Consider the following 11648-nt stretch of genomic DNA (forward strand, 5'->3'; position numbering starts at 1 on the left):
ACGAGGCCCCGAAGGCGCAACACGGGCACCTGGGGGCGCAACACGAGGCCCCGAAGGCGCAACACGGCGCCTTCGGGAGCGCCGGTCAGTCGCGTTCGATGCGGTGGCCGATGAAGTCGGGGCCGGGGTGGGCGGAGCCCGAACCGTCGCGACGCGGTTCGACCTCCGGCAGTTCCACCGGGTCGCCCTTCCTCGACGCACCCGCAGGCCGCGGTCCGATCCACGCCACGGTCACCGCGTTCTCCCCCTTGAGGAAACGGTGCGCCCGCACACCGACCGTCGCACGCCCCTTGGCGGGGTACTCGGAGAACGGCGTCACCTTCACCGACTCGCCCGTGGCCGTGACCACGAACGGTGCACCGTGTTCGTCGTCGTCGGTGCGCACCGCGCCGAAGAACACCACCTCGGCGTCCCCGGACAGCTTCACACCGGCCATGCCACCGCTCTTGAGCCCCTGTGGGCGCACCAGCGAGGCCGAGTAACGCAGCAGGTTGGCCGCCGACGTGACGAAAGCCAGTTCCTCGTCGCCGTCGGTGAGCCACGCCGCGCCGACGACCTCGTCGCCGTCACGGAGGTTGATGACCTCGAACTCCTCGGACCGCACCGGCCAGTCGGGGGCGCACACCTTCACCACACCCGCCTTCGTGCCGAGGGCCAGCCCGGGGGAATCGCCGACGTGGTCGCCGATCGGCGCGAGTCCCACGACCCGTTCGCCCTTCTCCAGCGGCACCAGTTCCTTGGCGGCCATCCCCCCGCGCAGCGACACGGTGCCGGTCTGTTCCGGCAGTACGGGCAACGGCAGCACGTCCACCTTGAACGCCCTGCCCGCACTGGTCACCAGGATCACCTGGCCGCGCGCCGTCGTGCGCACCACGGCCTGCACCGCATCGTGCTTGACGCGGCCGTTGCGCCTGCGGCTCTCCTGCGCCTCCTCGGACTCGGCCGCCGTGCGCGCGACGAGCCCCGTGGCCGACAGGACGACGTGGCACGGGTCGTCGGCGACCTCCAGCGGGCCCGCGGGCTTCGAGGCGGCCAGTACCTCCTTGAGGTCGCCATCGATGAGGGCGGTGCGCCGCTCGGTCGGGAAATCCTTGGCGATCTTCGCCAGCTCCGCCGAGACGACCTTCTTCAGTTCCTTCTCGTCGTCGAGGATCTTCGACAGCTCGGCGATCTCGGCCCGCAGGCGCTCGTCCTCCTGTTCGAGGTCGAGCTTGTCGTACTTGGTCAACCGCCGCAGCGGCGTGTCCAAAATGTACGTAGCCTGGATCTCGGTGAGCTCGAACCGCTTCATCAGGCCTTCCTTGGCGGCCTTGGCGTTCTCGCTCTGGCGGATGAGCTTGATGACCTTGTCGATGTCGACGAGCGCCTTGAGCAGCCCCTCGACGAGGTGGAGCCGTTCCTCCCGCTTGCGCCTGCGGTAACGCGTGCGCCGCGTGACGACGTCGTAGCGGTGCTGCAGGAACACCTCGAGCAGCGGCTTGAGCCCCATGGTCTGCGGCTTGCCGTCGACGAGCACCAGGTTGTTGATGCCGAAGGACTGCTCGAGCGGCGTCAGCCGGTACAGGTCGGCCAGCAGGGCCTGCGGGTTGACGCCCACCTTGCACTCGATGACGAGCCGGGTGCCGTTCTCGCGGTCGGTGAGGTCCTTGACGTCGGCGATGCCGGTGAGCCGTTTCGTCTTGTTGACCTCGTCGGTGATGCGTTCGATGACCTTCTCCGGCCCGACGCCGTAGGGCAGTTCCGTGACGGTGATGCCCTGGCGCCTGCTGCCCTCGATCGGCCCGGTCTCCACGGTGGCGCGCATGCGCACGACCCCGCGGCCGGTCTCGTAGGCCTTACGCACCTGGTCGAGTCCGAGCAGCTGTCCGCCCGTGGGCAGGTCCGGCCCCGGCACGAACTCCATGAGCTTGTCGAGCGAGGCGTTCGGGTGGTTGATCAGCCACCGTGCGGCGGAGATGACCTCGCTCAGGTTGTGCGGGATCATGTTCGTCGCCATGCCGACGGCGATCCCCGACGTGCCGTTGACGAGCAGGTTCGGGAACGAGGCGGGCAGCACCGTGGGTTCGAGCAGCTCGCCGTCGTAGTTGGGCCGCATGTCGACGGTCTCCTCGCCGAGCTCGCCGACGAGCAGCATCGCCTCGGGCGACATGCGAGCCTCGGTGTAACGCGAAGCGGCCGGGCCGTCGTCCGGGGAGCCGAAGTTGCCGTGTCCGTCGACGAGCGGCACGTTCATCGAGAAGTCCTGCGCCAGCCGCACCATGGCGTCGTAGATCGCCACGTCGCCGTGCGGGTGGTACCGGCCCATGACGTCGCCGACGACGCGCGAGGACTTCACGTACGCGTGGTCGGGCCGGTAGCCGTTCTCGTTCATCGAGTAGAGGATCCGGCGGTGCACCGGCTTGAGCCCGTCGCGCGCGTCGGGCAGGGCTCGCGAGTGGATGACCGAGTAGGCGTACTCCAGGTAGGAGTCCTCGATCTCGGTCGCGAGGGAGTTGTCGTAGACCTGGGCGCCGGCCTGGTCGAACGCGGCCGGATCGACGCGGGTCGTCGGGTTCTTACGGCGTGCCATCGGGTTCTCCGGCTTCTGTCGGTCGCTTCAGCAGCGGCAGGGCGCTCGATACGGGGTGCGTCACGGCACCGTCAGATGTCGATCGCGGCGGTGTCGACACGTTCGGACGAGGAGACGAGCCAGTTCCGCCGCGGTTCGACCTTCTCGCCCATGAGCAGTTCGAGCGCCGCCTCGGCCGCGTCGGCGTCGTCGAGGGAGATCCGCCGCACCGCGCGGGTCGCGGGGTTCATGGTGGTCTCCCACAGTTCGTCGGCGTCCATCTCACCGAGGCCCTTGAACCGGGGCACCGGCTTCTTGATGGTCTTGCCCCGCGCCTCCAGTTCGGCCACCTTCTCCTGCATCTCGCGTTCGGTGAAGGTGTAGTAGGTCTCCTCGTTCTTGCCCTTGGTGACGACCTTGTGCAGGGGCGGCATGGCCGCGTACAGCCTGCCTTCCTCGATCACCGGCCGCATGTACCTGGCGAAGAGCGTGATGAGCAGGGTGCGGATGTGGGAACCGTCCACATCGGCGTCGGCCATGAGGATCACGCGGCCGTAGCGCATCGCCGACATGTCGAACGTGCGGCCGGTGCCCGCGCCGAGCACCTGGACGATCGACGAGATCTCGGCGTTCTTCAGCGCCTCGCCGAGTCCCGCCTTCTGCACGTTGAGGATCTTTCCCCGCAACGGCAACAACGCCTGGTACTCCGACACCCGCGCACTGCGGGCACTGTTGTGCACGAACACACCCGATTCCAGTGCGAAGTTGTGGTAGTGGTCCACGGTCAGGTCGTAGACGTCCTCGGTCTCGTCGAGGAACTCGACAGCCGCCACGCGATGATTGACATGCTGCGCCGCTTCCCGAAGTCGGCGGTAGTCGCCGTGGTAGTGCGCGAGCAGCCTCTCGAACCGGAGGCCCGTCCGCGCCGTGTCCAGCCGAAGCGCTTCGTACGCACCCTCCAGCTCGTCGTCCGACACGTCGAGGACGTTGGCGAGCCGTTTCAGCGCAGCGATCCGGCGGCCCTCGTTCTGCTGGGCGACCCTCTCCTGCTTCGGAACCGTCTCGACGTAACGAGCACGCCCCTCCTGGACCCGTGCGAGGTGACCGGTGTCGGGGTCGGACATGCGCACCTTCATGTGCACCGAATGCCGCAGGCCGAACTCGGGGTGGGCCTCGTGCCAGGCGGTCACCGTCCCGTTGGCAGGGCTGTCGAAGCCGTTCCGCAGGTTGTATCCGTCCGCGAGGTAGTGGGTGTAGACCCACTCCTCACGATCGTTCATCCACACGCGCTCGTAACCGTCGAGGTTGTCCCCTGCGGACTTGGCGGACACGGTGCGGTACAGCGGCATGAGCGAATCCCCGGCCACCAACTGGTCCGCACGCCGGTACGAACCGTTACGAAGCCGGAACAGATGGTCCGGGGTACACCGAACCGATTCGCCGTTGTCGAGCCGCACCCGCACGAGCTGCGCACCGCGTTTGGTCACCCGGGGTTCGACGAGCGGGGCGAGCACGACCCGCCCCTCGGCGTTCGTCGTGTAGCCGAAGTGCCTGATCCCCTGTGCCCAGTCATCGGCCAGCTCGGCGAACGTCTTGGCCCCGCCGCTGGCCAACGCGACGCGCGTGTCACCGGTGAAGCAGCCGAGGGCGCTGTCGCCCTCCACGAGGAACAGTTCGCTGCGGGCGATTCCGGTCGCACGGCAGTCGACCAGCTTCGGCGGCATCGCCGCGCCCTCGAGCGCCGTCTTACGCCGCGCCGCGTCCTTCTGCTGCTTCTGCGCGATGCGCACCCGCGAGGCGTCGACGATCTTCTGCAGGACGGTCTTGGCCTCGGACTTGGTCTTGCGGTGCTCGGTCCAGGCGCGGATCTCCTTGTCCACGATGCCCTGGATGACCTTGGTGATCCCGGCGGTCGACAGTTCGTCCTTGGTCTGCGACGTGAACTGCGGCTCGGGGATGCGCACGTGGATGACCGCCGTTATGCCCTCGGTGATGTCGTCGAGGGTCGGCGGATCCTCCTTCGGCTTGAGCAGCCCGCGGGTGCGCGAGATGGCGTCCTGCAGCGACCGCGTCAACGCGCGTTCGAAACCCTTGCGGTGCGTGCCACCGTGCACGTTGCGGATCGTGTTGGTGAAGCACTCGATGGTGCGCTCGTACCCGGTTCCCCACCGCAGCGCGACGTCGACCTCGGCCCTACGTTCCACATTGGACTGCATGACGCCGTTCTCGTCGGCGGCGTTCTCCTTGTAGGTTCCCTCGCCGGTGATGGACAGCGTGCCGCTCACGGCGCGGTCCCCCGTGGGCGCGAGGTACTCGACCATGTCGGTCAGGCCGTTGGGGTAGTGGAACGTCTCCTCGTCGATCGCACCGACCTCGCCGTCGGTCGCGGTGCGCAACACGTAGGTGACGCCCGGCACGAGGAAGGCCGTGTGCTGCAGCTTGGTGCGCACGTGCTCGACGTCGAGCTCGGCGCCCTTCTCGAAGTAGCGCGCGTCGTACCAGTAGCGGATCGAGGTCCCGGTGGACTCGCCGCGCTTCATCTTGCGCGCGACCCTGAGCCCGGATTGCGGGGTGAACTTCGCCTTCGGCCCGGGCCCGTCGAACACACCGGGAACGCCGCGGGCGAACGACATCTCGTGCACCTTGCCGCCGTTGCGCACCTCCACGTCGAAACGCAGCGACAGCGCATTGACCGCCGAGGCGCCGACACCGTGCAGACCACCCGAGGCCTTGTAGCCCGAGCCGCCGAACTTGCCGCCCGCGTGCAACCGCGTCAGCACCAGTTCGACGCCGGAGATGCCGGACTTGGCGTGCGTGCCGGTGGGGATACCGCGGCCGTTGTCCTCCACCTCGACGCTCCCGTCGGCGTGGAGCGTGACGACGACCCGGTCGGCGTGGCCAGCCACACCTTCGTCGGTGGAGTTGTCGACGATCTCGGCGAACAGGTGGTTGACGCCGCGGCTGTCGGTCGACCCGATGTACATGCCGGGCCGCTTGCGAACCGCTTCCAGTCCCTCGAGGTGGGTCAGATCGTCGGCCCCGTACAGGGTCTCGGCCGAAGCAGTCACAGGGTCGTCTCTCCCGGTCTCGTGATGCGGTGATGCCGTGCGGCACCCGTCCCGTTCCGTGTCCGCGTACCCGCATCGAGGCGGCGTGCGAACCGCTGGCACGCCCTCCGCAGGGCCGCCGGCGCCGGGCATGCTCACCGGCCCGACGGGAAGGCACCGTAGTGCAGCGTATCCGGATGGTCGGACATTCCCGCGCACGTGCCGGACTCCGGCCGTAACCCGGCCATAACGATGCCGCGACGGTCACCGCGCGGTGTGACTCACCTCATGTCGCGGCTCGCGGGTGCGGAAACGGCGTCATGCCTCGTCAGCCGGCTGCGACGGTGCCGGCTGCGCGAACTCGGCACGCACCCCGAGCAGACGCACCGGCCGGTCGAGTTCGAACCGCCCGAGCACCTCCAGCGCCGCGGTCTCGAGCTCGTCCGCCTCACTCGTGGGCGCGCCGAGCGACATGCTGCGGGTCTGCGTGACGAACGGGGCGAAGCGGACCTTCACCACCACCCTGACCGCGGGCCTCCCCTCGGCGACGACGTCGGCCGACACGCGCCGCGCCAGCTGCCGCACGGCACCCTCCAACGCGCCGCGGTCGGTGAGATTGCGCTGGAACGTCGTCTCGCGGCTGCGCGACTTCGGCACGTACGGCGTTGCCGTGACGTCCCGATCGCCCCACCCGTGCGCGAGCACGCGGAAGAACGGCCCCATGGTCGGGCCGAACCGTGCGGCGAGGTCGTCGCGATCGGCCGCAGCCAGCTGGCCGACGGTGTGGATACCCGCCTCGGCGAGCTTCTTCGTGGTACGCCCGCCGATCCCCCACAGCGCGTCCGGCGGGCGATCGGCCATGGTGGGCATCCATTCGCGTTCGGTGATCCGGTGGATCCCGCCCGGTTTGGCGAATCCCGTCGCGGTTTTGGCGCGCAGTTTGTTGTCGCCGATGCCGACGGAACATTCGAGCCCGGTGCGTTCCCGTACCGTCTGCCGCACCCGGCGCGCCAGCGCTTCGGGATCGTCGGTGTCGGAACCGAGAAAAGCCTCGTCCCATCCGGCGACCTCGACCACGACCGGAAGTTCCCGCAATACGGCCATGACGCGTTCGGACACCTCTTCGTAAGCGGCGACATCGGAGGGCAGGAACACCGCATCCGGGCATTTGCGGAGCGCGGTTCGCAACGGCATTCCGGAATGCACGCCGAATTCGCGCGCCTCGTACGAGGCGGTGGCGACGACCCCACGCTGTTGCGGATCGCCTTGTCCGCCGACCACCACGGGTTTGCCCCGTAACTCCGGGTGCCGCGCGACCTCGACGGCTGCGATGAACTGGTCGAGATCGACGTGCAGTATCCACTCCACGCCGATCAGTATGCGGCGAAATCGATACCCGGGGAAATCGTTCCCGCGGTTCACCTTTCGACCCCGTCAACGCGCGCAGGAATGTGGTACGGCGCACGTGACGGACGTCGCGCCACCGGGAAGCCCCGAACGGAACAACAAGTGGCCACGTACACGTTGACCCAGGTGCTCGCTGATTGCGACGCGTTTCCCGTGACTTCCCGTGCCGATCTCTTCGCGGGTGAGACGCGTGCCCGACATCGCCCGCGGAACGGCCGCGGCGATCTGGCGTCGACGTGACGGCAGGCGAGACGACCACGCCGCGAAAGGAGGGCGGCAGACCATGACCACACCAGAGAAGACCACGTTCGTCAGGGACACGTTCGACCGAACCCAGGATCTGGGCTGGGTCGACGACGCCGCCTGCCGCGACGAGGACCCGGAGCTGTTCTTCCCCGTCTCCGCCATGGGCCCCGGCGCTCAGCAGGCGGAGCAGGCCAAGGCCGTCTGTGCACGCTGCCCCGTCCGGGAGCAGTGTCTGAGCTACGCGCTGGAGTCCGGACTGGACTTCGGGGTCTTCGGCGGCCTCACCCAGGAGGAACGCCGGGAGCTGGCCCGCAAGCGGCGCGACCGGAACTCTCCGCACGCGGCCTGATCCGGACCGGCTCGTCGGGTGGTGGTCCCCCGGCACCACCCGACGAGCCCCCTTCGACACACCAGGTATCCCCCATCCGGAGGGAAATGTCCGGATATGCACCGATCCGCATGCACCATGGGACGACCCCCGACGTCGCCCCATGGTGCATATATGCATGCATAGCCGACCGGCACGCCGGTAACGAAGCGGCGCTGCGCTGCGATTCCAATCACACACGGCGCCGTGTGGCTATTCATAACAGGTACGCATCAACCTGGGTGATGTTCGATAACTGAGGTGCCTTACGGTGGGGAACCCGAACAGGCACAACGCGTGAAATAAAGCCCAGGCACTGGGGTCGGATGCGCTGAAGGTGTCGCTCTGCGGCGTTGTCACCTGATCAGTCGCACAAGCCCACCCCCGGGGTCCGGCATACCGGAAGGGGCACGTTTGACACAGCAGGTCACGACACAGGACGGCCAGGGCGCGTTCGCCGCGGCGACGGGTCGCAGCCTCGAGAGCGACAACGCCAAGCCCCGGTACATGGAGTACCAGCGCGAACTGATCCGGCCGTACGCCGGACGCTCGGTGCTCGAGATCGGCGCGGGCGACGGAGAGTTCGTCTCCGGTTACCACGACGCCGAGCGCTACGTGGTCACCGACGTCGACCCCGAAGCCGTGCAGCAGATGAAGGCCCGGTTCGCCGACCGCAAGGACGTCGAGGTCCAGCAGTTCGACGGCGACGGCAGCGGCCGCCTCGACGAGCCCGTCGAGACGCTGCTGGCGATCAACGTGCTCGAGCACATCGAGGACGACGCGGGTGCGCTGCGCAGCCTGTCCCGCTCGGTGACCCCCGGCGGCAAGATCATCCTGTTCGTGCCCGCCTACATGCAGCTGTACGGCGAGTTCGACCGCATGGTCGGGCACTTCCGCCGCTACACCCCGCGTACCGCGGCCGAGGCCGCACGCCGCGCGGGACTGTCCGTGGAGGTCTCCAAGCCGGTCAACTTCCTGGGCGCGTTCGCCTGGTGGGCCGCGGTGCGCAAGGGCGGCACGGGTTCGCCGAACCCGAAGCTGGTCTCGCTCTACGACCGCTACGTCGTGCCCGTCACGAAGGCCATCGAGAAGAACGTGCGCGTGCCGTTCGGCCAGTCGGTCCTGCTCGTGGCTCGGACGCCGACGGAGTCGTGACGCGGCACCGGCCGCTCCGGTCTCGCGACCCGGCGCTTCACGGCGCCTTTGTTTCACCGCGAGACAACAGAATTCACGGGATTCACTGCGACGCGGGCGGATTCGGCGGATCGGTTCTCGCCCCTCCCCGGCCGCTCCCGCTGCTACCGTTCGTGGAGTACCGCCCGGCTCTGCCGGCGCATCGAACGGGAGCGGAGGGGCACACCGCCGATGGAGATCATCACCATCGACACGCCGTCGCTGGGCGATCGCAGTTACCTCGTGCACGACGGGCGGGTGGCGTTCGCGGTCGACCCACAACGCGACATCGACCGAGTACTCGCGTTGTTGGAGGACCGCGGCGTCCGCCTGTCGCACGTGTTCGAGACGCACATCCACAACGACTACGTGACGGGCGGCCTGGCCCTGGCGCGGCTCACCGGGGCCGCCTACCACGTCAACGCCGACGATCCCGTCGGCTTCGAACGCACCCCCATCTCCGACGGCGACGTCGTCGAGGTCGGCTCGATGCGCGTCCGCGCGCTCGCCACGCCGGGGCACACCTTCACGCACCTGTCGTATGCGGCGACAGCCGACGGGGCGACACCGGTGGTGTTCACCGGCGGATCGCTGCTCTACGGCTCGACGGGCAGGCCGGATCTGCTGGGGCCAGAGCACACCGAGGACCTGGCACACGCCCAGCACGCCTCCGCGCGCAGGCTCGCCGAGGAACTGCCCGACGACACCCGGATCATGCCCACGCACGGTTTCGGCAGCTTCTGCTCGGCGACGCCGACGTCCGGGGACTCCTCGACGATCGGCAGGGAGAAGCAGGTCAACCCGGCCCTGACCGTGGACGAGGAGTCGTACGTCGAGTCGCTCATCGCGGGCCTCGACGTCTACCCGGCCTACTACGCACACATGGCGCCCGCCAACCTGGCCGGCCCCTCGGAGCCGGACCTGACCCTGCCCGACCGGGCGGACGCCGCCGAGCTGCGCAGGCGCATCGACGCCGGCGAATGGGTGGTCGATCTGCGCACCCGCACGGCGTTCGCGGCGGGACACGTGGCCGGCACGCTGAACTTCGGCATCGACGGTGGGTTCGCGACGTACCTCGGCTGGCTGCTGCCGTGGGGTACGCCGTTGACCCTACTGGGCGAGACCGTCGAGCAGGTGGCCGAGGCCCAGCGGGAGCTGGTGCGGATCGGCGTGGACCGACTGGAGGCCGCCGCGACCGGCAACGTGCGCGAGTGGGCGTTCGGCGGTGAGCTGCGCAGTTTCGAGACCGCGTGCTTCGCCGACCTCGCCCAGGTGCGTCACCACCGGCCCGTCGTCGTGCTCGACGTGCGGCGCCGTTCGGAGTGGGACGAGGGGCATCTCGACGACGCGGTGCACATCCCGCTACACGAGTTGCTGGACCGGATGGACGAGATCCCGGACGGCGAGGTGTGGGTGCACTGCAAGTCCGGCTATCGCGCGGGTATCGCGGCGTCCCTGCTGGACGCGGCGGGCCGGCGGGTCGTGTCGATCAACGACGACTTCGCCGCCGCTGCCTGAGCGTCGTCGAGGGCCACCGAGGCCACCAAGGCCACCGAGACCGTCGAGGCCACCGTGGTGGCACAGCAGGCGACGGGTGGATTGCCACCCGCATCCCACCCGGAGTAGGATGACGGTATGACCACCAGGGCTGCCGAGCGTGAGGACCGCGAGCAGCGCACGTCGCGCACCACGAAGGTGAGCGTCAGCCTGCCCACGGTCGACATCGCGTTCGTGGACCGCTACGCCGCCGAGTTCGAGATCGGTTCACGGTCCGCGGTGCTGCACAAGGCCATCGAGCTGCTCCGCGCGTCCCAGTTGTCCGATGCGTACGCGGACGCCTGGGACGAGTGGGAGTCCTCGGACGAGGCCGAGATCTGGGAGTCGTCCACCGCCGACGGCCTCGCGCACTGACGCCCATGCGGCGCGGTGACGTCTACCTGGCCGATTTCGAGCCTGTCCGCGGCACCGAGGCGAACAAGCGCAGGCCGGTGATCGTCGTGAGCAACGACGGTGCGAACGACACGGCCGCGCGGCTCGGTCGCGGCGTGCTCACGGTCGTACCGGTCACGTCGAACACGAAGCGGGTCTACCCGTTCCAGGTGTTGCTGCCCGCCGGGGAATGCGGTTTGCAGACCGATTCGAAAGCGCAGGCCGAACAGGTCCGGTCGATCGCGGTGGAGCGCTTCGGCGCCCGCCTCGGAAGGCTGACGCCGAAGCTGCTGCAACAGGTGGACGAGGCGCTGCGCGTCCACCTCGGACTGTGACGCGCCTCCGCGTGCCTACGCGGCTGCCGCGCCCGCCGTACCCCAGGCAGCGGCGTTCGAGGCAGACGTGACCGCGGCGGCTTCCGGCGCGGGCGACTTCCCGTCGGGGAGTTCGAGGAACGCCGCGCAGGAGACCGCGACGTACGCGCGTTCGGGAGCGCGGTAGGCGACCTCGGCCCACCGGTTGTCGGTGACCTGTTCACCGTCGGAACCGACACAGCTGTAGGTGCCGCCGACGACGTAGGGCGCGCACGGCTCCGAGCCGGACTGCACACAGGTGGTGTAGTTGTCGCAGGTCAGGGTCGTCAGTGCCGACGCGCCGACCTCCGGTCCGGTGCGCACGTTCAACCGGCACTCGTTCACCTCGGCGGCGTGGACCAGTGCGGGCCGGGCGCTCTCGTCCCGCTCGACGGCGGACGCGCTCTCCTGTGCGGATGCCGCGGTCGCCCCCGTGGCGGCGATGGTGGCCACACCTGCCAGCAGGACGGCGAGTCGCGACGGTCTTCTCCTCACCTGGATGCCTCTCACCTGGATACCTCCTCGTCGGCGTGCGAGGGTCGGCGGACATCGCGATCCGCCTCGCCCCGCGCGTGATC

The 11648-nt window shown here is 68.9% G+C and carries 9 protein-coding genes; 5 read left to right on the plus strand and 4 right to left on the minus strand.

The features are described 5' to 3' along the window. Positions 1-85 precede the first annotated feature (85 nt). The 3 genes from IF64_RS0108055 to IF64_RS0108065 all read right to left on the minus strand — a co-directional run bounded on the left by IF64_RS0108055 (position 86) and on the right by IF64_RS0108065 (position 6963). Positions 86-2569 (minus strand): DNA gyrase/topoisomerase IV subunit A, encoded by a 2484-nt coding sequence (locus tag IF64_RS0108055; RefSeq protein ID WP_030531402.1) that lies wholly within the window; start codon positions 2567-2569, stop codon positions 86-88. Positions 2570-2640: 71 nt separating this feature from the next. Beyond that, the gene (locus IF64_RS0108060) at positions 2641-5616 is read right to left on the minus strand and encodes an ATP-binding protein (RefSeq protein ID WP_030531403.1); all 2976 of its coding nucleotides are present in this window, start codon (positions 5614-5616) and stop codon (positions 2641-2643) included. Positions 5617-5913: 297 nt separating this feature from the next. Further along, positions 5914-6963, minus strand: a complete 1050-nt coding sequence (locus tag IF64_RS0108065; protein WP_425468467.1) for a DNA polymerase IV — start codon at positions 6961-6963, stop codon at positions 5914-5916. Between the two features lie 322 nt (positions 6964-7285). Between IF64_RS0108065 and IF64_RS0108070 the strand changes: the two genes are divergently transcribed. The 5 genes from IF64_RS0108070 (at position 7286) to IF64_RS0108090 (ending at position 11052) form a co-directional block, all read left to right on the plus strand. After that, complete coding sequence (locus IF64_RS0108070) at positions 7286-7597, plus strand: WhiB family transcriptional regulator (protein ID WP_048808187.1); 312 nt, start codon at positions 7286-7288, stop codon at positions 7595-7597. Between the two features lie 432 nt (positions 7598-8029). Then, positions 8030-8770, plus strand: coding sequence for a class I SAM-dependent methyltransferase (locus IF64_RS0108075; RefSeq protein ID WP_030531406.1), 741 nt, complete (start codon positions 8030-8032; stop codon positions 8768-8770). 210 nt (positions 8771-8980) lie between these two features. Further along, positions 8981-10306, plus strand: coding sequence for an MBL fold metallo-hydrolase (locus IF64_RS0108080; RefSeq protein WP_030531407.1), 1326 nt, complete (start codon positions 8981-8983; stop codon positions 10304-10306). A 117-nt stretch (positions 10307-10423) separates the two neighbouring features. Next, positions 10424-10699, plus strand: coding sequence for a hypothetical protein (locus tag IF64_RS0108085; protein ID WP_051757557.1), 276 nt, complete (start codon positions 10424-10426; stop codon positions 10697-10699). A gap of 5 nt (positions 10700-10704) precedes the next feature. Beyond that, positions 10705-11052 (plus strand): type II toxin-antitoxin system PemK/MazF family toxin, encoded by a 348-nt coding sequence (locus tag IF64_RS0108090; RefSeq protein WP_030531409.1) that lies wholly within the window; start codon positions 10705-10707, stop codon positions 11050-11052. Positions 11053-11067: 15 nt separating this feature from the next. On the opposite strand, the gene IF64_RS27650 is transcribed toward IF64_RS0108090, so the two are convergent. Then, positions 11068-11580: a hypothetical protein gene (locus tag IF64_RS27650; RefSeq protein WP_211252541.1), complete on the minus strand. Its 513-nt coding sequence runs from the start codon at positions 11578-11580 to the stop codon at positions 11068-11070. Between the last annotated feature and the right edge of the window lie 68 nt (positions 11581-11648).

The organism is Prauserella rugosa (assembly GCF_000719975.1).
GTDB lineage: Bacteria > Actinomycetota > Actinomycetes > Mycobacteriales > Pseudonocardiaceae > Prauserella > Prauserella rugosa.

Excerpts from the sequence above, each read along its gene's own strand:
- IF64_RS0108070 (WP_048808187.1), top strand. The coding sequence starts at position 7,286 with ATGACCACACCAGAGAAGACCACGTTCGTCAGGGACACGTTCGACCGA.
- IF64_RS0108055 (WP_030531402.1), bottom strand. The coding sequence starts at position 2,569 with ATGGCACGCCGTAAGAACCCGACGACCCGCGTCGATCCGGCCGCGTTC.
- IF64_RS0108085 (WP_051757557.1), top strand. The coding sequence starts at position 10,424 with ATGACCACCAGGGCTGCCGAGCGTGAGGACCGCGAGCAGCGCACGTCG.
- IF64_RS0108090 (WP_030531409.1), top strand. The coding sequence starts at position 10,705 with ATGCGGCGCGGTGACGTCTACCTGGCCGATTTCGAGCCTGTCCGCGGC.
- IF64_RS0108080 (WP_030531407.1), top strand. The coding sequence starts at position 8,981 with ATGGAGATCATCACCATCGACACGCCGTCGCTGGGCGATCGCAGTTAC.